Source organism: Marinobacter salinus, assembly GCF_001854125.1.
GTDB classification, from domain to species: Bacteria; Pseudomonadota; Gammaproteobacteria; order Pseudomonadales; family Oleiphilaceae; genus Marinobacter; species Marinobacter salinus.
Genome location: NZ_CP017715.1, coordinates 1,621,345 through 1,642,070, shown reverse-complemented (window position 1 = coordinate 1,642,070; position 20,726 = coordinate 1,621,345). Strand labels below are relative to the sequence as shown.

Genomic DNA, 20,726 nt, shown 5'->3' with positions numbered 1-20,726 from the left:
GTTTTGATGATTCTGGATGTTTTGCACATTGTCGGGCTGACAGTATTTGCCGGTGCCTGCATTCCCTTGGGAGGTTTGCTGGCGAGCGTGGAGCGGATAAGTCCCAACTGGCTGGAACAGGAGTTTCGCCATTTCCTGATCGCTTTTGGCGGTGGGATTCTCCTTGGTGCTGTTGTGGTTGTTCTGGTGCCTCAGGGCCAGGAAGCCGTCGGTGATTCGTTGTTGGCCATTCCCGCCATCGTCGCAGGTGGCATTCTGTTTTTCGCCGTGGAGCGAGTGCTCGGGCTCAGGCGCCGGGAAGCGCCACAGTTGATGGGCGTGATGCTGGATTTCGTGCCGGAAGCGGCTGCGCTCGGTGGTCTGGCTGTCGTCAGTCCGGGTATCGCTACGTTACTGGCCCTGTTGATTGCGTTGCAGAACCTTCCGGAGGGGTTTAATGCCTACCGGGAGTTATGCGAGCGTCCTGGCTACACCTCACGCAAGACCCTGATATTTATGAGCGCGCTTGTGCTGGCAGGGCCTCTTGCAGGGCTGCTGGGTTATTTCTTCCTGTCGGAGCATCAGTTTGTTCTGGGCATCATTATGCTGGTGGCGTCGGGTGGTATTCTTTATCTGATTTTCCAGGACATTGCTCCCCAAGGCCGGCTTGACCGGCACTGGGGGCCACCGCTCGGAGCGGTTTTCGGGTTTTGCCTGGCCCTATTCAGTCACGACCTGGTCACTCACGTCTGAGCAAAAGCTCAGGCGATCTTCCGGGCTTCTTCCTTACGAAGAACTTCTTCGATTTCTTCGGATGACAGGGTTTCGTCTTTCAGCACCGCCTTTGCAAGGGCTTCAAGCTGATTCCTGTGTTCACTCAGGAAGTCGATGGTGGTTTTTTCAAGCGCTAGAAGCTGTGACTGGATTTCTGCGTCAATCAGTTCCGCCATCTTTTCACTGAATTCCCGTGGCAGGCCCATTTCCCGTCCGAGAAAAACGTGCTCTTCGCCAATACTCAGGCCAAGCGGGCCAATCTTCTCGCTCATGCCCCATTGGCCGATCATGCGGCGGATCAGCGTGGTAGCTTCCTTGAGATCGTTCTGGGCACCGGTACTCACCTCGCCATAGATGAGCTTCTCTGCTGACCGGCCGCCAAGCATCACTTTGATGCGGTCCTTCAGGTAGCTCTCGGTATAGTTGTAGTGGTCATCCTTTGGTGTTTGCTCGGTCACACCCATGGCCATACCGTGAGGGATGATGGTGATTTTTGTGAGGGGGTCTGCCTTTGGCAGGTAATAAGCCATGATGGCGTGACCGCACTCATGATAGGCCACCGCTTCCCGTTCCTCCGGCGTCAAATGGGCGTCACTTTCTTCGCCGAGAATGATCCGGTCCCGGGCAACATCAAAGCAGTGGGCATTGACCTCGTCGAGGCTTTCACGGGCTGCCGTCAATGCGGCCTCATTAACCAGATTTTTCAGATCAGCACCGGAAAAACCGATGGTGCGGGCAGCCAGATGCTCAAGATCCACGTCTGCCGCCAGGGGTACCTTGCGCACATGGACCTTCAGAATGGCGTTTCGTGCCTCTTTGTGTGGGAGGGCCAGAGTGATCTTGCGGTCAAAACGGCCGGGGCGCAGCAGAGCGGCGTCCAAAACGTCTGGCCGATTGGTCGCGGCCAGGACAAGAATGTTCTCGTGTTCTTCGAAACCATCCATTTCACTCAGGATCTGGTTCAGAGTCTGTTCCCGTTCATCGTGACCGCCTCCAAGGCCTGCGCCACGGGAGCGGCCGACGGCATCCAGTTCATCGATAAAGATGAGTGCCGGGGCCTCCTTGCGCGCCGTCTGGAACATATCGCGTACCCGTGATGCGCCTACGCCGACAAACATTTCAATGAACTCAGAAGCACTGATACTGAAAAAGGGCACCTCAGCCTCGCCGGCAATGGCTCTGGCCAAAAGGGTTTTACCCGTTCCCGGTGGGCCAACCAGTAGCACGCCCTTGGGCATGACCGCACCCAACGCCCGGAATTTCTCGGGCGCTTTCAGGAAATCGATGATCTCGGTGATTTCCCGTTTGGCCGATTCGATGCCTGCAACCTCATCCAGTGTTGTGGTGGAGGTTTCCCTACGGGCCCTGTGGGCCTTGGACTTTCCGAAATCAAACGGTCCGCCGCCCTGGGTCATGCGCCTCTGTGCGGCGCCCCAGAACCAGAACATCAACGCCAGCAACAATATCCAGGGCAGGAAGCCACGAATCATCTCTTGCCACCAGGGTAGTCCGGATGGCGTCGCCTTGATGGTTACCTGATGATCTTCCAGAAGCCCCAGCAATGCCGGATCTTCCATCGGGGGGCGGATGGTATGAAATCCGGTACTGCTGCTTTCGGCGGGGCGTCCCGAACTGAAAGAAGCCGCGCCACTGTCGGTAAACAGGCCGTTAATGGCTTCCTCTTTCAGGGTGACTTCTTTGACCTGGTCGTTCGTTACGGCCGTTTTGAACTCGGAATAGGCAAGCTCCTGGAGTCTTGGCTGGCCGCTGTCCTGGAGCCAGAGCACCATCAGAAAGATGGCGGCACTGAGCCACAGGAATGAAAACTGGTTGGGAATTGCAGGCTGCTGGTTGCCCGTCGGTTTTTGATCCTGGGGGTTGTTAGGTGCTGTCATTTTGGTCTCCGGTCACCCTCCATGATTTTTGCCACGAAGACGGATTTCCCGTAGGTCTCAAAAGACCACTTCATGGTGTCCGAAAGTACGCTCATCACCTCGTCGTATTCGCCGAAGATCTCAGTACTCATGCGCCCGGGGACGACTTCAAGCCCGGTTTTTTCCAGGCGGGCAATCAGGTCCCATATGGGCTGCTTGTAATCATCCTTGAGCGGATAACAGCTCAGTTGCACAGAAATAAACATAAAACACCTCCGTTATTGCTGGTTACCCGTACTCCTGGCCAAAGCTCAGTAGCCCTTCGCCGAGGATGTGCTGCGCCTCGGGTCAGCACCGCCGTAAAGGGTGCCGTCTTCCCCTATCATAATACTCTGAATAGCGCCCATCGCCGAATTGGTAACCACGCTGTGGCCCCGGTTTTCCAGTAGACGAACAGTATCCGGGCTGATTCCCTGTTCGATCCGGATTTCGTCCGGCAGCCACTGATGGTGGATGCGCGGGGCGGCGACAGCCGTCTGGATGTTCATGCCATGGTCGATCACATTCATAATCACCTGCAAGGTTGTTGTGATAATCCGTGAGCCGCCCGGACTGCCGGTGACCAGAAAATTCTTGCCGTTCTTGCGAACGATGGTGGGTGACATCGAACTTAGCATGCGTTTGCCGGGCTCGACCTTGTTCGCTTCTCCGCCAATAAGGCCATAGGCGTTTGGAACCCCGGGCTTGGCGCTGAAATCGTCCATTTCGTTGTTAAGCAGGAAGCCGGCACCCTGGACCGTGATGCCGGAGCCGTAACTGAAGTTGATGGTATAAGTGTTGGAAACCGCATTGCCCCACTTATCGACGACTGAGAAATGGGTGGTTTCATTGCTTTCATAGGGGGCCGGCTTGCCAGCGTTAATCATACTGGCTGGCCTGGCTTGTGCCGGGTCAATGGTCTCACGAAGCTCGTCAGCGTAAGCCTTGCTGGTCAGGCCGGTAAGGGGGACGTCTACGTAATCGGTGTCTCCAAGGTATTTAGAGCGGTCCGCGTAGGCGAGTTTCATGGCCTCGGCCATCAGGTGGATGGTATCAGCGGAGTTGTGACCGGATTCTGCCATCGGGTAATCCTCAAGGATGTTGAGGATCTGAACAATGTGAGTGCCGCCGGAGGAGGGCGGAGACATGGAATAGACATCGTGGCCCCGATAGGTTCCGTGGACCGGAGAGCGAACCACTGGCTGGTAGTTTTTGAGATCCTTTTCGGTAATCAGGCCGTCGTGGCGGCGCATTTCTGCTGCGATCAGGCGTGCGGTTTCACCTTCATAGAAGCCCTTCACGCCCTCATCTGCGATACGTTGCAGGGTATTCGCCAGGTCCGGTTGCCGAAACCGCTCTCCCGGCTTCCAGGCAGAGCCATCGGGTTTGTAGAAGGTGGCCCGGCTGGCGGGCCAGCGTTCCAGGCGGTCGCGGGCCTGCTCCAGCCCCTCAGTAAAACGTTGGGGGACGATAAATCCTTCCCGGGCCAGCTTGATCGCGGGCGCCAGTGCCTGTTTCAGCGACAATGTGCCGTGCCTGTCCAGCGCCAGTGCCAGCCCGGAAACCGTGCCCGGTACACCTGCTGCCAGGTGGGTGAAGCGGCTGCGGTTCTTCACGACCTCGCCCTCCTGGTCCTGAAACATGGCTTCCGACGCCGCTGAAGGGGCCTTTTCCCGGTAGTCGATGGCCTCCGGTGTGCTGCCGTCGCCCTTCGAAATCAACATGAAGCCGCCCCCGCCAATGTTGCCGGAGCGCGGTTGGGTAACTGCCAGCGCAAAGCCTGCGGTAACCGCGGCATCGATGGCATTGCCGCCATCCTTCAGAACCTGGAGCGCGACGTCGGTCGCCAGGCCATGGCTGGTGGCCACCATGCCGTGGTTTGCAGCCGCAGGGTGAAAACGCTCGCCTTCCAGAATGGCCTGGCCAAACGCAGGGGTAATGCCCGTCAGAATGGCAATCAATGCAATGGCGCAGAGGCTGCCTGAGCGCCTCCAGGGGCTGGCTTTCCGGATTTGCCGGTGTGGGTGTCTGTCCATGTTTCCGCTCCTCGTTTCTGGCGTTCAGATAGGCTATGATAGCCGGTCATTTTCATAGGTGCGTACCGTTTACCTGTCGAGAATTCCGCCAGTGGTTCCTGCGCGCACCTGCTTTCCCGGATTTGAGCTAAGGAAAGGGTTTCATGGAGCATACCTATCGTCTTGTGATTTCCTGCCCCGATCGGGTCGGGATTGTCGCCAAGGTGAGCAATTTTCTGTCCACGTACAATGGCTGGATTACCGAGGCTAGCCATCACTCGGATACCCAGACCGGCTGGTTTTTCATGCGCCATGAAATAAAGGCCAGTTCGATTCCTTTCGGCCTGGATCAGTTCCGGGCGGCGTTTGAGCCCATTGCCCGCGAATTCAACATGAACTGGCACATTGCGGACTCGGCCCAGCCCAAAAAAGTTATCCTCATGGGCAGCAAGGAATCCCATTGCGTGGCAGATCTTTTGTATCGCTGGCACAGCAAGGAGATCAACGCCGAGATCGTGGCCGTGATTTCCAATCACGACGATTTGCGGCGGATGGTGGAGTGGCATGAGATTCCCTATCATCATGTGCCGGTGAGCAAGGAAAACCGGGACGAAGCTTTTGCCCACATCGACGACCTGTTCCAGCAGTACGATGCCGATGTGGTGGTGCTGGCCCGGTACATGCAGATTCTGCCCTCAGAGCTGTGTGGCAAGTATGCCGGGAAAGTCATCAATATCCATCACAGCTTTTTGCCGTCGTTTGCCGGAGCCCGCCCTTACCACCAGGCCTACAGCCGTGGTGTGAAGCTGATTGGGGCCACGTGCCATTATGTTACTCAGGATCTGGACGAAGGTCCGATCATTGAGCAGGACGTGATCCGGATCACTCACAGCGATTCCATCGAGGACATGGTGCGCCTGGGTAAGGATGTGGAAAAGAACGTGCTGGCCCGGGGCCTGCGTTCCCACATTGAAGACCGGGTGATCACCTATGAAAACAAGACGGTGGTTTTTGATTAAGTCCGCCTCACAGTTGCCCCGGTCAGGGTGCGATTGTGGTAGACTTCGCGGCTTGTTGAAGAATAACTACGGGGCCCGGAAACGGTCCTGACACGACTTCCAGATAACGCAAAGGAACCTTTCTCGATGGGTGAGTTAGCCAAAGAGATCCTGCCGGTAAATATTGAAGACGAGCTTAAACAGTCCTACCTCGACTACGCCATGAGCGTCATTGTCGGCCGAGCGCTGCCGGATGTGAGGGATGGCCTGAAGCCGGTACATCGCCGTGTTCTGTTCGCCATGTCCGAGTTGAATAACGACTGGAACAAGGCTTACAAGAAATCCGCCCGTGTGGTGGGTGACGTTATCGGTAAATATCACCCGCACGGTGATTCGGCTGTCTACGACACCATTGTTCGTATGGCCCAGCCGTTCTCCCTGCGTTACCCGTTGGTGGACGGCCAGGGCAACTTCGGTTCCATCGACGGCGATAACGCGGCGGCGATGCGTTACACCGAAATTCGCATGGAGAAGATTGCCCACTCCCTGCTGGCGGATCTCGAGAAGGAGACGGTGGATTTCGTCGACAACTACGACGGCACCGAGCGAATTCCTGATGTGCTGCCGACCCGGGTTCCGAATCTTCTGGTCAACGGCTCTTCCGGTATTGCCGTGGGTATGGCCACCAACATTCCTCCGCACAATCTGAGGGAAGTCGTCAGCGGGTGTCTGGCGCTGATCGACAATCCGGACCTGTCCATCGACGAGCTCATGGAATTTATTCCCGGACCGGATTTTCCGACCCAGGGCATTATCAATGGCCGCGCGGGCATTGTTGAGGCTTATCGTACCGGTCGTGGCCGCATTTATATTCGTGCCCGCCACGAAATTGAGCATGACAACAAGACCAATCGCGATGCCATCATCATCAACGAGCTTCCCTATCAGCTGAACAAAGCCCGCCTGATTGAGAAAATTGCCGAACTGGTGAAAGAAAAGCGCCTGGAAGGCATCACCGAATTACGGGATGAGTCGAACAAGGAAGGCATCCGCGTAGTGATTGAGTTGCGCCGCGGTGAAAACCCGGAAGTGGTGGTCAACAACCTTTTTGCGCACACTCAGCTGCAGACGGTGTTCGGCATCAACATGGTGGCGCTGATCAACGGCGAGCCCAGGACGCTGAACCTGAAAGAAATGCTGGATGCGTTCGTGCGCCACCGCCGGGAAGTGGTTACACGACGGACCATTTTTGAGCTGCGTAAAGCGCGTGAGCGGGGCCATATCCTTGAAGGCCTGACGGTTGCGTTGGCCAACATTGACGAGATGATCGAGCTGATCAAGGCTTCTCCGAGTTCAGTAGAAGCCAAAGAAAAGCTGATGTCCCAAGGCTGGTCGCCCGGCGATGTTCTGGCCATGCTGGAACGCGCCGGTGAAGATGCCTGTCGCCCGGATGATCTTCCGGAAATCTACGGTTTGCGTGACGGCTTGTATTACCTGTCTCCGGAGCAGACACAGGCCATTCTGGATATGCGTCTGCATCGCCTTACCGGTCTGGAAACTGAAAAGCTCCAGAATGAATATAAGGACATCCTGGAAAAGATTGCCGGCCTGCTTGAAATCCTGGCGGACCCGGATCGTCTGATGCAGGTGATTCGTGAAGAACTGGAAGCCGTAGTAAACGAGTTTGGCGACGAGCGTCGTACCGAAATTACGAGTTCGCAGCGCGATCTGACCATCGCCGACTTGATTGATGAAGAAGATCTGGTGGTGACCATTTCCCACAGTGGTTATGCCAAGACCCAGGCGGTTGAGGATTACCAGGCTCAGCGTCGCGGCGGCCGGGGTAAAGCTGCTACCTCGATGAAAGATGAAGATTTTGTTGAGAAGCTCTTGGTGGCTAACTCCCACGACACCATCCTGTGCTTCTCCGACAGAGGCAAAGTCTACTGGCTGAGAGTTTTCGAAATCCCGAGAGCCAGCCGGGCCTCCCGTGGTCGTCCGATGGTGAATATTCTGCCGCTGGACGAGGGTGAGCGCATTACCACCTTCCTGCCAGTTCGCGATTACCCGGAAGATCAGTTTGTGCTGATGGCGACTTCTGGTGGCGTAGTCAAGAAGACGCCGTTGCCGAATTTCTCCCGCCCTCGCAGCAGCGGCCTGATCGCTCTGTCTCTGGATGAAGGCGATGCCTTGATTGGTGCGGCGATCACCAAGGGTGACGCGGAAATCATGCTGTTCTCCAGTGCCGGTAAGGCCGTGCGCTTCAGTGAGGAAGCCGTGCGCCCGATGAGCCGGACTGCTCGTGGCGTCCGCGGTATCAAGATGCCGGCAGGGCACCACGTTGTTTCTCTGATCATTCCCCAGGAAGATGGTGTAATTCTGACCGCCAGTGAGAACGGGTATGGCAAGCGGACCGCTATCGATGAGTTCCCTACCTATGGCCGGGGCAGTCAGGGCGTTATTGCGATGCAGTGCTCTGAGCGTAACGGTAACCTGGTAACGGCGCTGCAATTGTTCGATGGCGACGAAATGATGCTGATTTCGGACAAGGGCACCCTGGTTCGTACCCGTACGGATGAGGTCTCTGTACTGAGCCGGAACACGCAAGGTGTACGCCTGATCAAGCTGAGCCAGGAAGATGAGCGCCTGGTGGGTGTTGAGCGGATCGCCGAGACCGACGCCGAAGAAATTGATGGTGAAGAGATCGACGGTGATGAAGCGGAAGCTTCTGGCGAGAACAATGCGGAAGGTGGCTCTGAAGAAGGTGCCGGCGAGGAATAAGCCGGCACTGCCAAAGACCGAATCAGCACTATTTGAGAGAAAACAGGATCATGAGCAGGGCGTTTAACTTTTGTGCAGGCCCGGCAACCTTGCCGGAAACCGTGCTGGAGCAGGCACGTGATGAGATGCTGGACTGGCGCGGGACTGGCATGTCTGTAATGGAAATGAGCCATCGCAGTGATGAGTTTGTGCAAATCGCCGAAGCAGCCGAGAACGATCTGCGTGAACTCGCCGGTGTGTCGGACGATTACGCGGTACTGTTCATGCAGGGGGGAGCGTCAAGCCAGTTCGCGACCATCCCCCTGAATCTGTTGGGCAGCAAGGCCTCTGCGGATTATGTGAATACGGGAATCTGGTCGAAAAAGGCGATCGCTGAAGCGAAGCGCTATGGTGACGTTAACGTGGCAGCGAGCTCGGAAGATAGCGGTTTTACGACCGTTCCCGATCAGGCGAGCTGGCACACCCGCGCCGATGCGGCATACCTGCATTACACGCCGAACGAGACCATTGGCGGTCTGGAATATGATTTTATTCCCGACAGCGGCAAGGTCCCGCTGGTGGCTGATATGTCGTCCACCATGCTTTCCCGTCCTGTGGATATCTCAAAGTTTGGTCTGATCTACGCGGGCGCCCAGAAGAATATCGGACCGTCCGGTCTGGTCGTGGTCATTATTCGCAAAGACCTTTTGGGCATGGCCCGGAAGGAAACCCCGACGATGATGAATTACCAGGTCATTGCCGACAATGGCTCTATGTATAACACGCCTGCGACCTATTCCTGGTACCTGGCAGGTCTGGTGTTCAAGTGGTTGAAGGCCCAGGGCGGTGTAAAAGCCATGGGCGAGATCAATTATCGCAAGGCCAAAAAGCTGTACGACTTCATCGATACCAATGATTTTTACGCCAACCCGATTGCGCCCCGTTTCCGGTCCTGGATGAACATTCCGTTCACCCTGGCGGATGACGGGTTGAACGGCGAATTCCTGAAAGGTGCGAATGCCTGTGGGCTGCTGAACCTCAAAGGGCACCGTTCTGTCGGTGGCATGCGCGCAAGCATATACAACGCCATGCCCGAAGCCGGGGTTGATGCCTTGATCCGGTACATGGCGGAATTTGCGAAGGAGCGCGGCTGATCATGAGTGACGAGCAGATTCGACTGGCCGAACTCCGGGATGAAATCGATCAGATAGATCAGCAGATTATGGATCTGATCAGTGCCCGTGCCCGCTGTGCGCAGGAAGTGGCTCACGTGAAGATGGGGGCAAATCCCGGACAGGACGTGTTCTTCTATCGTCCCGAACGGGAAGCCCAGGTGTTGAGGCGTATCAAGGATTCCAATCCCGGGCCGCTCTCCGGGGAGGAGATGGCGCGACTGTTCCGTGAGATCATGTCGGCCTGTCTGGCTCTTGAGAAGCCGATGCATATCGCTTTCCTGGGCCCGATTGGTACCTTTACCCAGGCGGCTGCCCTGAAGCATTTTGGTCACTCCGTTGTCAGCGTGCCGCTCCCCGCCATTGATGCTGTGTTCCGGGAAGTGGAATCCGGTGCAGCTCACTACGGTGTGGTGCCGGTGGAAAACTCCACCGAGGGCATGATTAACCATACCCTGGATATGTTTATGTCCTCGCCACTGAAAATCTGTGGCGAGGTTCAGCTGCGAATCCATCACCATCTGATGGTATCTCCGAAAAACAAAGATCAGGAAATTACCCGGATCTACTCCCACCAGCAGTCATTCGCCCAATGCCGCCAGTGGCTTGACACCCATCGCTACGGAATTGAACGGGTAACCGTGTCCAGCAATGCAGAAGCTGCCCGTCGAGCAGCCGAAGAACCGGGAACGGCCGCCATCGCCGGCGACATGGCGGCCGAGTTGTACGGTTTGGAGAAGCTTGCCACCAGTATTGAGGATCGCCCTGATAATACCACCCGATTCCTGATTATCGGTCGGGAAGAAGTGCCGGCCAGCGGTCACGACAAATCGTCGATTCTGGTCTCCATGAGGAACAAACCGGGTGCGCTGTATCAGCTTCTTGAGCCATTCCACAGTCACGGCATCAGTCTTACCCGCATCGAAACCCGCCCATCGCCCAGTGGTACGTGGGCCTATGTCTTCTATATCGACTTTGAAGGGCACATGGAAGATGAGCAGGTGAGCAAGCTGCTTGCGAAAGTGGACGACGAAGCGGTTGAACTCAAACGGCTGGGTTCCTATCCGATCGGTGTTCTTTAAGTACAGGTTGTCGAGGAGTGGCTATGGCGATTGATTACCAGAGCCTGGCGGTAAAAGGGGTTCAGGCACTGTCTCCTTACCAGCCGGGCAAACCGATTGACGAGCTTGCGCGCGAGTTGGGGTTGAATCCGGCTGAGATCATCAAGCTTGCCAGCAACGAGAATCCCCTGGGGCCGAGCGATAAGGCGTTATCAGCGGCAAAGGCCGCTCTGTCCGAACTTTGCCTTTACCCCGACGGTAACGGATTTGAGCTCAAGCAGGCTTTGGCCGGGCGCCTGGGCGTCGAAATGAGCCAGATAACCCTCGGTAATGGTTCCAACGATGTTCTTGAGGTGATCGCCCGGTGTTTTGCTGCTCGCGATTCCGAGATCATTTTTTCCCAGTATGCCTTTGCCGTTTACCCCATAGTTACCCAGGCTATCGGTGCTACCGGTGTCTCCGTACCGGCGAAAGACTGGGGGCATGACCTGGACGCCATGGTCGCCGCAGTCACCGACCGTACGCGCCTGATCTTCGTTGCCAACCCCAACAATCCGACCGGAACCGTCCACACGGCGGATGCAGTTGAAGCCTTTCTCGAAAAGGTACCCGAGAATGTACTCGTGGTGCTTGATGAAGCCTACTGCGAATATCTGAAGGGCGGACAGTACCCCGATGGCATTCGTCTGTTGTCCCGCTTTCCGAACCTGATTGTCTGCCGTACGTTCTCCAAGGCCTGGGGCCTGGCAGCGCTGCGAGTTGGTTACAGCGTCAGCTCTCCGGCCATTGCAGACATACTGAACCGGGTACGGCAGCCGTTTAACGTAGATACTATTGCTTTGGCAGCGGCAACTGCCGTGCTGAGCGATGAGGCCTATCTGGAGCGCTCTTGTGAGGTAAATGCCGCCGGGTTGCGTCAGCTTGAGCAAGCATTGGACGATATGGGGCTTCCCTATATTCCCTCCGCCGGTAACTTCATTGCGGTAGAAGTGGGCGAGAGAGCTCAGGAGATCTATCAGGCACTGTTGGCCCATGGTGTGATAGTTCGCCCGGTCGCGGGGTATGGAATGCCGAAGCACCTGAGGGTTTCAGTAGGTTTGCCGGAAGAGAATAGCCGTTTTATTGAGGCGCTGGGACACTCGTTGGCATCCGTGGGGCAGGGGACCTGACGTGTCTGGCCAAAAGCCCCTTTTCAAGCGAGTTGCGATTATAGGCCTTGGGCTGATTGGAGGCTCACTGGCCAGTGCCATACGCCGCCATGGACTGGCGGGCTCTGTGGTTGGTGCGGATAAGCGGCCGGATGAACTGGCCCTGGGTGAAGAGCTGGGTATCATCGACGAAGCTGCGGCGTCTATTGAAGAGGCGGTAACAGGCAGTGATCTGGTGGTGCTGGCGGTTCCAGTGCGTGCTACGCGGTCAGTGCTCGAAGAGATCAGGCCTTGGCTCGGAGCTGATACCGTGCTGACAGATGTTGGTAGTACGAAATCCAGTTTCGTCTCCGACGTAGAGGCTGTGTTCGGCGCACTGTCGCCAAAGGTGATTCCGGGGCATCCTATTGCAGGTTCCGAAAAAAGTGGTATCCGGGCCGCAAACCCGGAGCTGTTTGCCAAGCACAAGGTGATCCTGACTCCCGGTGACAATGCGGGTGAGCCGGATGTTGCCCGCCTGAAAGCGCTTTGGGAAGGTTGTGGAGCCACGGTCCTTACCATGTCTGTGGCGTACCACGACGAGGTTCTGGCGGCCACTAGTCACCTGCCTCATCTGATTGCGTTTTCCCTGGTAGATACACTTGCAGGCGAAGACGAAAATATGGACATCTTTCGCTATGCGGCGGGGGGGTTCCGCGATTTTACCCGGATTGCTGCCAGTGATCCGGTGATGTGGCACGACATATTCCTGTCTAACCGGGACGCAGTTCTTCGGGTAATTGACCATTTTACGCACGACCTCGACCAACTGCGCACAGCGATCGCCCAACAGGACAGTGCCACACTGTTGAGGGTTTTCAGTCGTGCCAAGGCGGCGCGAGAACATTTTTCAAAGATGCTTTCAGGGCAGGCTTACGTGACACACAACACTGAGAAACCGGTAACGTTCCGTCTTCAGCCAGGTAGTGCTATTTCCGGAGATATCCGGGTGCCAGGCGACAAATCCATGTCCCATCGCTCGATAATGCTGGGCGCTCTGGCCGACGGCATTACTGAGGTCAAGGGCTTTCTTGAGGGGGAGGACAGTCTGGCCACCCTTCAGGCATTTCGCGATATGGGGGTCACTATTGAGGGCCCGGACGACGGATTTGTGCGCATCCATGGCGTTGGCATCAAGGGGCTTCAGGCACCTCGCGGCCCTCTGTATCTCGGCAATTCCGGTACCGCCATGCGGCTGTTTGCCGGCCTGCTGGCAGCACAGCCTTTTGACTCGGAGTTGACCGGCGATGCCAGCCTTTCGAAGCGTCCCATGGGGCGGGTCGCCGACCCGCTCCGGGCAATGGGTGCAGTGATCGACACTGCCGAGGGCGGGCGCCCCCCGCTTAAAATCCGGGGTGGTCAGCACCTGACCGGGATCCACTATGAGATGCCGGTGGCCAGTGCCCAGGTTAAATCCTGCCTGCTGCTGGCAGGGCTTTACGCAGACGGCAGTACGTCCGTTACTGAGCCGGCGCCAACTCGCGACCACACCGAGCGCATGCTGGCAGGTTTTGGCTATCATGTGCATCGTGATGGTGCCACGGCCAGTGTAAGTGGCGGCGGAACGCTGACAGCAACGAATATTGACGTCCCGGCAGACATTTCCTCTGCTGCTTTTTTCCTGGTTGCTGCCAGCATTGCTCCGGGATCTGATCTTATCTTGCGACACGTTGGTATGAACCCGACGCGGGTCGGGGTTATTAATATTCTCCGGCAGATGGGCGCCAATATTGAAGTGCTCGATGAGCGGGAGATTGGTGGAGAGCCGGTTGCGGACCTGCGCGTCCGTTCTGCGAATCTGAAAGGCATTGATATTCCCGAAGACCAGGTGCCACTGGCGATCGATGAGTTCCCGGTACTATTTATCGCTGCGGCGTGTGCAAGTGGTCGCACGGTTCTGCGCGGAGCTGAGGAACTTCGGGTCAAGGAAAGTGATCGAATTCAGGTTATGGCAGACGGGCTTGCCGCACTGGGGGTTGAGTCCGAGGTGACTCCGGATGGCATTATTATTGAAGGTGGCCAGGCCATCGGTGGTGGCACGGTTAGCAGTCATGGCGACCATCGGATTGCCATGTCATTTGCCGTTGCTTCGCTGAGGGCGGCGGGAGAGATCGAAGTGAAAGACTGTGCCAACGTGGCAACGTCCTTCCCGGGGTTTGTGGAACTTGCCAGGAATACCGGAATCAATATCTCCGCCGAAGGAGCTGAATAATGAGTGACAGTCAGGCGCCGGTTATTACCGTCGACGGTCCCGGTGGATCGGGCAAAGGCACTGTTACCCAGATGCTTGCCAGGAAGCTGGGCTATCATTTGCTGGACAGCGGGGCGCTTTACCGATTGACTGCGCTGGCCGCGGTTCGCCAGGGTGTCGCATTGGACGATGAGGAAGGCCTGGTTGGCGTGGCGGCTTCGCTGGACGTTGCTTTTGAGCCGACGCCGGCGGGAGAACCCGCGAGGGTCATCCTGGCGGGTGAAGATGTGACCTCGGAAATCCGTACCGAGACCTGTGGTGACAACGCCTCGAGGGTTGCGGTAATGCAACCTGTACGGGATGCGCTGCTACAACGGCAAAGGGATTTCCGGAAAGCGCCTGGCCTGGTCGCCGATGGCCGGGATATGGGCACGGTGGTCTTTCCCGATGCTCCGGCAAAGATCTTCCTGACAGCCAGTGCGGAGGAGCGTGCCCGAAGGCGTTACAACCAGTTGAAGGACGCGGGTGTCGATGTTAACATTGATGCCCTTTTAGAGGAGATACGGGTTCGCGATGAACGGGATATAAACCGTTCTGCAGCCCCTCTCAAGCCTGCAGATGATGCGCAAGTCATTGATTCTACGGGTTTGAGTATAGAAGAGGTGTTAGTCAGGTGCATGGCCGTGGCAGGTCAGGCCTGACTGCACCTGTTTTGCGTTGAAGTGCCGGAAGTGGCGTTATCGGCCAGCCACTGGCCACGTCCGGACATTATTAACAGACCGTGTTGCTGGTGGCACGGAGCGTACTTGCGTTGATCATATAGGACTCATAATGAGCGAGAGCTTTGCGGATCTTTTTGAAGAAAGCCTAAAAGAAATTGACATGCAGCCGGGTTCCATCGTCCAGGGAACCGTGGTGGATGTTGATAACGACTGGGTCACCGTTAACGCCGGACTGAAGTCCGAAGGCGTTATCCCCGCCTCCCAGTTCCTGAACGAAAAAGGCGAGTTGGAAGTTGCCATCGGCGATGTGGTCGATGTGGCTCTTGATGCGGTTGAAGATGGTTTCGGTGAAACCCGTCTGTCCCGTGAGAAGGCCAAGCGTGCAGAGGCATGGAAGGTACTCGAGAAGTCCTTCGAAGCCGAAGAAGTGGTCAAGGGCATTATCAATGGCAAGGTCAAAGGTGGTTTCACCGTCGATCTGGCCGGTATTCGCGCCTTCCTGCCAGGCTCTCTGGTAGATGTTCGTCCGGTTCGCGACACCGCGCACCTGGAGAACAAAGAACTTGAGTTCAAGGTTATCAAGCTGGACCAGAAGCGTAACAACGTGGTTGTTTCCCGCCGCGCCGTTCTGGAAGCTGAAAACAGCGCCGAGCGTGAAGCTCTGCTGGAAACCCTGACCGAAGGTATGGAAATCAAGGGTATCGTCAAGAACCTGACCGACTACGGTGCGTTCGTAGATCTGGGCGGTGTTGACGGTCTGCTGCACATTACCGATATGGCCTGGAAGCGCATCAAGCATCCGAGCGAAATCGTCAATGTGGGCGATGAGATCAGCGTTAAAGTTCTGAAGTTTGACCGTGAGCGTAACCGCGTTTCACTGGGTCTGAAGCAGTTGGGTGAAGATCCCTGGGTCGATATCAAAGGTCGTTACCCTGAAAGTAGCCGTGTCAAGGCGCGTGTTACCAACCTGACGGATTACGGCTGCTTTGCCGAGCTGGAAGAGGGTGTGGAAGGTCTGGTTCACGTATCCGAAATGGATTGGACCAACAAGAACATCCATCCGTCCAAAGTCGTTCAGGTTGGCGACGAAGTGGAAGTGATGATTCTGGATATCGACGAAGAGCGTCGTCGTATCTCCCTGGGTATCAAGCAGTGTGCTTCCAACCCGTGGGAAGATTTCTCCAGCAACTTCAACAAGGGCGACCGTATCTCCGGCAAGATCAAGTCTATTACTGACTTTGGTATCTTCATCGGACTCGACGGTGGCATCGACGGTCTGGTTCACCTGTCTGACATCAGCTGGAACGAGACTGGCGAAGAAGCGGTTCGTGAATACAAGAAGGGTGACGAAGTCGAAACCGTTATCCTGTCTGTTGATCCTGAGCGTGAGCGCATTTCCCTGGGTATCAAGCAGCTTGAGAGCGATCCGTTCGCCGAGTTCGTACAGCTGAACGACAAGGGCTCTATTGTTAAGGGTACTGTGTCTGCAGTTGATGCCAAGGCCGCGACTATCGCTCTGAACGACGAAGTTGAAGCTGTGCTCAAGGCTTCTGAAATCAGCCGTGACCGTGTTGAAGATGCACGCAACGCGCTGAAGGAAGGCGAAGAAGTTGAAGCTAAGATCATCAGCATCGATCGTAAGAACCGCATCATCAACCTGTCTGTGAAGTCCAAAGATGTTGAGGACGACAAGCAGGCACTTGAAGGTGTGCGGGCGAAAACGGCTGAATCTTCTGGTGCGACCACCATTGGTGATCTCATCAAGGAGCAGATGCAGCAGCAGAACGCCAACAAGGACTGATTTTCCGGTTGGTAAGAAAAAACGGGCTCTAAGAGCCCGTTTTTTTTGTGTTTTTTTTGGGTTTGGCTAAACTAGTGTCATGGGAGTCCGGTAGCCGATGGCTTAATAATAATGAAAGAGGGAAACGCCTCATGACGAAGTCCGAATTGGTGGAGCTGATTGCTTCAAAGCAAACGCAGCTCTCCGTTAAAGATGTAGAATTGGCCGTTAAAACCATTATCGAGCACATGTCCCAATCGCTCGCCGATGGTCAGAGAATCGAGATCAGGGGGTTTGGCAGCTTTTCCCTCCATCATCGGGCCGCCCGAACTGGGCGAAATCCGAAGACAGGTGAGGCGGTTCAGTTGCCCGCTAAATACGTGCCGCATTTCAAACCCGGTAAAGAGTTGCGGGAACAGGTTAACGACAGCCTGAAAAAAGGCTTTTAAGACCTGATCAGCTAGCGCGTATAATCCCGGCTTAATCATTGGCTCATTTTGGAGTGGTTTCACCATGGCAGGATTGCAGAAGGTTCTTATTATTCTGTTGGTACTGGCCCTTATCCTGCTGGCCCTTGTGTTTTCGCTCAATAATCAGATGGCGGTTTCTCTCAACTTTCTGCTGTTTGAAACCCAGCCCCACGGCATCGCCGTCTGGATTATTATGGCCTTTGTCATTGGCGCCCTTGCAGGCGTGCTAATGACCATGCTGGCGACCTTTCGTACTTCGGTCTCCCGGCGCACCCTTCAGAAACGACTCGATCGTGCCGAGCAGGCATTGGAGAAATCCAGGGCCCAGAACGACCGGACTCTTTAATGGATATGGTGCTTCAGTGGCTGTTGCTTACGGCAGCGGTCGCAGCAGGCTGGGTGGCTGGCAGGCTTGGTAGCAGTGGCCGCAGATCCGGAACCACTATCGCTGATGAAGACTCAGTACGCGACCGGCTTCAGTTTCTATTCACTAACTATTCTGATCAGGCGGTCGAGAACTTTGTTCAGTCGTTGGCTGTAAACAAGGATACGGTCAGCCTTCACCTCTCTATAGGTAATCATTTTCGCCTCAAGGGTGAGACGGACAGGGCCATTCTCATTCATCAAAACCTGCTGGCCAGACCTGAGCTGCCAACCCGGTTTTCGCCCCAGGTTACCCTCGAGCTGGCAACGGATTATCTGAATGCTGGCCTTCTGGACCGGGCAGAGGCGCTTCTGCATCAGTTGATGGGAGATCGGGATTACGGGCGTAAATCTGCCCAACAACTGATTGAGCTTTATCAGCAGGAAAAAGAATGGCGCAAGGCCGCCGATGTTGCGCGAACGCTCACCAAAGGCGATGCCGATCCCGGGATGTTCAAGGTGCTCGCCTATATTACCTGTGAGCTGGCTGAGGAAGCACTGAAGCAAGATGACCGGTGGTCCGCCCAGAAGCTTGCAAAAGAAGCTTTGGATTATGACCGCTCATGCGTCCGGGCCTCTTTTATTCTTATGCGATTGCTCATTCGTCAGGGCAGTTACCGGGAGGCCGGGAATCAGAGTCTGAAGGTATTTGACCAGAATCCGGAATTCGGATCCGAGGCGGTCGACCGGCTGATGAAGCTGGAGCATGACCACGGTGATGTGGGGCGTCTGGTCAAGAAGCTCCGTAAACTGTATGAAAGTTACCCGAGTACCAGTCTTCTGCTGGCGCTGGTTGAGTCTGTCGAGCGTGCTTCCGGCAGGCCGGCGGCTATTGATTTGTTGAGACAGGAGCTGGAGGTGCGACCCAGCGTTCGTGGTCTGCTGAGGCTGGTTGAAATGGCAGGCTACGAAAAGGGCATGACGACGGATGAAGGCCGGCTGGTTAGTCGTATCGGCCACCTGATACTGGTCAACCGCCCGGTGTATCGATGCGTCAACTGTGGCTTTTCGGGGCAGCAGCTCCATTGGTTGTGCCCTAGCTGCAAGCAGTGGGAAACCGTCCGTCCGATTCAGGGCGTTGAAGCCGAATAAACTTCTACTGAATTTCCTCAGGATAATTGAACGTGCAAACCGCAAACGACCCCAAAATCATCGTAGCCCTGGACTTTCCCTCCGAAAACCCGGCCCTGGAACTGGTCGATAAACTGGATCCTGCCAAATGCCGGTTGAAAGTGGGCAAGGAGCTGTTTACCCGTTCAGGCCCTCAGTTTGTTGAGGGGCTCCACGGGCGCGGATTCGATGTGTTCCTGGACCTGAAGTTCCACGATATTCCGAATACCACCTCGGCGGCGGTAGTGGCTGCCGCAGATCTCGGCGTCTGGATGGTAAATGTCCACGCCTCGGGCGGTGAAAAAATGATGACCGCCTGCCGGGAGCGTCTGGAAGCTTTTGGTGCGGATCGCCCGTTGTTGATCGCCGTCACCGTTCTCACCAGCATGACTGCCGAGGATCTGGCTGGTATCGGCATCACCGACTCCCCGGAAGCCCAGGTATCACGGCTTGCAACTCTCACGAGAAACTGCGGCCTGGATGGCGTCGTCTGCTCTGCCCAGGAAGCCCTAAAGCTCAAAGCGGAGCAGGGCGCCGACTTCAAGCTGATTACCCCGGGGATTCGTCCGCTGACCGCCGACAAGGGCGACCAACAGCGGATCATGACTCCGAGTGAGGCTCTCAAGGCTGGTTCCGACTACCTGGTGATCGGCCGTCCGATTACCCGGGCGTCGGATCCGTTAGCTGCTTTGGAGGCTATTCATGCTGAGGTGATGGGCCTCTAATCGATTGTTTTTTCAACTCCTGCCCCGGCCCGCCCAACAAGCCGGCTAGGGCAGAAATCAGGCAATAAAAAACCCGCTAACTCAGAGAATTAGCGGGTTTTCAGAATAGTGGCTCCCCGAGCTGGGCTCGAACCAGCGACAAACGGATTAACAGTCCGTTGCTCTACCAACTGAGCTATCGGGGAACGTCGTCGTGTGACGAGGCGCGTATATTAAGTTGGCTATAGCGCCCCGTCAACCCCCAGCCCGAAATTTTTAGGCGAGCGCTTTTTGGAGACGCTCAATAGCCTTTTTCAGGTTCTCCATGCTGGTTGCGAAACTCAGGCGCATATGGCCCGGGCAACCGAATGCGGAGCCTGGAACCAGGGCAACGCCTGCGTCGGTAAGCAGCTTTTCGGCGAACTCCACGTCACTGCTGACACTAGCGTCGGCCTCGATGGCTCCCTGGAAGCTGGGGAATACATAGAAGGTGCCGTCACCTTTCAGGCATTCAACGCCGGGCAGGGCATTCAGAGCCTCAACCAACCAGTCGTGACGCTCCTTGAAGGCCGTAACCATTTCCCCGACGCAGTCCTGCGAACCGTCGAGGGCAGCCTGGGCGGCAGCCTGCGAAATCGATGACGGGTTCGAGGTGCTCTGGGACTGGATCTTTTTCATGGCGCCGATGATTTTTGCCGGGCCGGCGGCGTAGCCGATTCGCCAGCCAGTCATGGAGTAAGCCTTGGAGACACCGTTCAGAACAAATGTCCGGTCATAAAGCTCCGGCGTTGCATTCAGGATGTTACAGAATGGTTTTCCGGTCCAGAGAATGGGTTCATACATGTCGTCAGTGGCGATCATGATGTTCGGGTGCTTCTTCAGCACTTCCCCGATCGCCTGCAGTTCTTCCAGGCTGTAAGCCATACCGCTGGGGTTGGAGGGGCTGTTGATCACGAACAGGCGGGTACGCTCGGTGATCGCGCTTTCGAGCTGTTCCGGCGTGATCTTGAAACGGGTGTCTGCACCGGTTTCGATAATGACCGGCTTGCCTTCGGCAACCAGTACCATGTCCGGATAGGATACCCAGTAGGGGGCCGGAATAATGGCTTCGTCGCCGGGGTTCAGGGTGGCAAGTGCCAGGTTGAAAAAGCTCTGTTTGCCACCACTGGATACCAGTATCTGGTTGGCTTCGTATTCCAGGCCGTTGTCTCGTTTGAACTTCGCAATAATCGCTTTCTTCAGGGCGGGCGTACCATCCACAGCGGTGTATTTGGTCTGACCGTTATGGATGGCCTCAATGGCCGCCTGTTTGATGTGATCGGGGGTATCGAAGTCCGGTTCGCCAGCACCAAGGCCAATGATGTCCTGGCCGGCGGCACGCAGTTCTGCGGCCTTGTTGGTGACTGCGAGGGTGGGGGAGGGCTTGATAGCCTGTACTCGGCTGGAAAGTTGAAGGTCCAAACTTGC

General features: G+C 56.1%; 17 protein-coding genes and 1 tRNA gene. 13 read left to right on the top strand and 5 right to left on the bottom strand.

The features are described 5' to 3' along the window. Positions 1–6: 6 nt before the first annotated feature. Positions 7–732 (top strand): ZIP family metal transporter, encoded by a 726-nt coding sequence (locus BKP64_RS07475; protein ID WP_083329177.1) that lies wholly within the window; start codon positions 7–9, stop codon positions 730–732. Positions 733–740: 8 nt separating this feature from the next. Here BKP64_RS07475 and ftsH read toward each other — a convergent pair whose 3' ends face one another. From ftsH to ggt, 3 genes are read right to left on the bottom strand one after another with little or no spacing between them, the layout of a single operon-like run. Continuing rightward, positions 741–2,648 (bottom strand): ATP-dependent zinc metalloprotease FtsH, encoded by a 1,908-nt coding sequence (gene ftsH, locus BKP64_RS07470; protein ID WP_070968025.1) that lies wholly within the window; start codon positions 2,646–2,648, stop codon positions 741–743. Next, on the bottom strand, positions 2,645–2,893 hold the full coding sequence (locus BKP64_RS07465; protein ID WP_070968022.1) for a YkoF family thiamine/hydroxymethylpyrimidine-binding protein: 249 nt from the start codon (positions 2,891–2,893) through the stop codon (positions 2,645–2,647). The genes ftsH and BKP64_RS07465 overlap by 4 nt, the downstream gene beginning before the upstream one ends. 45 nt (positions 2,894–2,938) lie before the next feature. Continuing rightward, the gene (gene ggt / locus BKP64_RS07460; protein ID WP_070968019.1) at positions 2,939–4,702 is read right to left on the bottom strand and encodes a gamma-glutamyltransferase; all 1,764 of its coding nucleotides are present in this window, start codon (positions 4,700–4,702) and stop codon (positions 2,939–2,941) included. A gap of 143 nt (positions 4,703–4,845) precedes the next feature. Here ggt and purU point away from each other — a divergent pair, with 143 nt between their 5' ends. The 12 genes from purU (at position 4,846) to pyrF (ending at position 19,280) form a co-directional block, all read left to right on the top strand. Beyond that, a complete protein-coding gene (gene purU, locus BKP64_RS07455; protein WP_070968017.1) occupies positions 4,846–5,700 on the top strand; it encodes a formyltetrahydrofolate deformylase in 855 nt (284 codons plus the stop codon). Positions 5,701–5,826: 126 nt separating this feature from the next. Continuing rightward, a complete protein-coding gene (gyrA, locus tag BKP64_RS07450; protein ID WP_070968015.1) occupies positions 5,827–8,460 on the top strand; it encodes a DNA gyrase subunit A in 2,634 nt (877 codons plus the stop codon). 50 nt (positions 8,461–8,510) lie between these two features. Beyond that, a complete protein-coding gene (gene serC / locus BKP64_RS07445; RefSeq protein ID WP_070968012.1) occupies positions 8,511–9,593 on the top strand; it encodes a 3-phosphoserine/phosphohydroxythreonine transaminase in 1,083 nt (360 codons plus the stop codon). Positions 9,594–9,595: 2 nt separating this feature from the next. Then, positions 9,596–10,693 carry a prephenate dehydratase gene (gene pheA / locus BKP64_RS07440; protein WP_070968009.1) on the top strand — a complete coding sequence of 366 codons (1,098 nt, stop codon included), beginning with the start codon at positions 9,596–9,598 and terminating at the stop codon, positions 10,691–10,693. A gap of 23 nt (positions 10,694–10,716) precedes the next feature. Then, entirely contained in the window at positions 10,717–11,841 is a 1,125-nt protein-coding gene (hisC, locus tag BKP64_RS07435; protein ID WP_070968006.1) for a histidinol-phosphate transaminase, read from the top strand. 1 nt (position 11,842) lies between these two features. Next, positions 11,843–14,071 carry a bifunctional prephenate dehydrogenase/3-phosphoshikimate 1-carboxyvinyltransferase gene (locus BKP64_RS07430; RefSeq protein ID WP_070968004.1) on the top strand — a complete coding sequence of 743 codons (2,229 nt, stop codon included), beginning with the start codon at positions 11,843–11,845 and terminating at the stop codon, positions 14,069–14,071. Next, entirely contained in the window at positions 14,071–14,751 is a 681-nt protein-coding gene (gene cmk / locus BKP64_RS07425) for a (d)CMP kinase (protein WP_070968002.1), read from the top strand. Before BKP64_RS07430 ends, cmk begins: the two co-directional genes overlap by 1 nt. 130 nt (positions 14,752–14,881) lie before the next feature. Beyond that, positions 14,882–16,573: a 30S ribosomal protein S1 gene (gene rpsA / locus BKP64_RS07420; RefSeq protein WP_070968000.1), complete on the top strand. Its 1,692-nt coding sequence runs from the start codon at positions 14,882–14,884 to the stop codon at positions 16,571–16,573. A gap of 131 nt (positions 16,574–16,704) precedes the next feature. Continuing rightward, positions 16,705–17,001, top strand: a complete 297-nt coding sequence (locus BKP64_RS07415; RefSeq protein WP_008172061.1) for an integration host factor subunit beta — start codon at positions 16,705–16,707, stop codon at positions 16,999–17,001. A 64-nt stretch (positions 17,002–17,065) separates the two neighbouring features. After that, positions 17,066–17,368 (top strand): LapA family protein, encoded by a 303-nt coding sequence (locus BKP64_RS07410; protein ID WP_070967997.1) that lies wholly within the window; start codon positions 17,066–17,068, stop codon positions 17,366–17,368. Further along, entirely contained in the window at positions 17,368–18,537 is a 1,170-nt protein-coding gene (lapB, locus tag BKP64_RS07405; protein ID WP_070967994.1) for a lipopolysaccharide assembly protein LapB, read from the top strand. The genes BKP64_RS07410 and lapB overlap by 1 nt, the downstream gene beginning before the upstream one ends. 32 nt (positions 18,538–18,569) lie before the next feature. After that, a complete protein-coding gene (gene pyrF / locus BKP64_RS07400; RefSeq protein ID WP_070967992.1) occupies positions 18,570–19,280 on the top strand; it encodes an orotidine-5'-phosphate decarboxylase in 711 nt (236 codons plus the stop codon). A gap of 109 nt (positions 19,281–19,389) precedes the next feature. Here the strand turns inward: pyrF and BKP64_RS07395 are convergent. Beyond that, positions 19,390–19,465, bottom strand: a tRNA-Asn gene (locus tag BKP64_RS07395). 70 nt (positions 19,466–19,535) lie between these two features. Next, the gene (locus BKP64_RS07390; protein ID WP_070967989.1) at positions 19,536–20,720 is read right to left on the bottom strand and encodes a pyridoxal phosphate-dependent aminotransferase; all 1,185 of its coding nucleotides are present in this window, start codon (positions 20,718–20,720) and stop codon (positions 19,536–19,538) included. Positions 20,721–20,726 lie beyond the last annotated feature (6 nt).

Coding starts and splice junctions, on each gene's coding strand:
- ggt (WP_070968019.1), bottom strand. CDS start 4,702: ATGGACAGACACCCACACCGGCAAATCCGGAAAGCCAGCCCCTGGAGG.
- lapB (WP_070967994.1), top strand. CDS start 17,368: ATGGATATGGTGCTTCAGTGGCTGTTGCTTACGGCAGCGGTCGCAGCA.
- rpsA (WP_070968000.1), top strand. CDS start 14,882: ATGAGCGAGAGCTTTGCGGATCTTTTTGAAGAAAGCCTAAAAGAAATT.
- BKP64_RS07465 (WP_070968022.1), bottom strand. CDS start 2,893: ATGTTTATTTCTGTGCAACTGAGCTGTTATCCGCTCAAGGATGATTAC.
- serC (WP_070968012.1), top strand. CDS start 8,511: ATGAGCAGGGCGTTTAACTTTTGTGCAGGCCCGGCAACCTTGCCGGAA.
- ftsH (WP_070968025.1), bottom strand. CDS start 2,648: ATGACAGCACCTAACAACCCCCAGGATCAAAAACCGACGGGCAACCAG.
- BKP64_RS07475 (WP_083329177.1), top strand. CDS start 7: ATGATTCTGGATGTTTTGCACATTGTCGGGCTGACAGTATTTGCCGGT.
- BKP64_RS07410 (WP_070967997.1), top strand. CDS start 17,066: ATGGCAGGATTGCAGAAGGTTCTTATTATTCTGTTGGTACTGGCCCTT.
- cmk (WP_070968002.1), top strand. CDS start 14,071: ATGAGTGACAGTCAGGCGCCGGTTATTACCGTCGACGGTCCCGGTGGA.
- pheA (WP_070968009.1), top strand. CDS start 9,596: ATGAGTGACGAGCAGATTCGACTGGCCGAACTCCGGGATGAAATCGAT.
- purU (WP_070968017.1), top strand. CDS start 4,846: ATGGAGCATACCTATCGTCTTGTGATTTCCTGCCCCGATCGGGTCGGG.
- gyrA (WP_070968015.1), top strand. CDS start 5,827: ATGGGTGAGTTAGCCAAAGAGATCCTGCCGGTAAATATTGAAGACGAG.
- BKP64_RS07415 (WP_008172061.1), top strand. CDS start 16,705: ATGACGAAGTCCGAATTGGTGGAGCTGATTGCTTCAAAGCAAACGCAG.
- hisC (WP_070968006.1), top strand. CDS start 10,717: ATGGCGATTGATTACCAGAGCCTGGCGGTAAAAGGGGTTCAGGCACTG.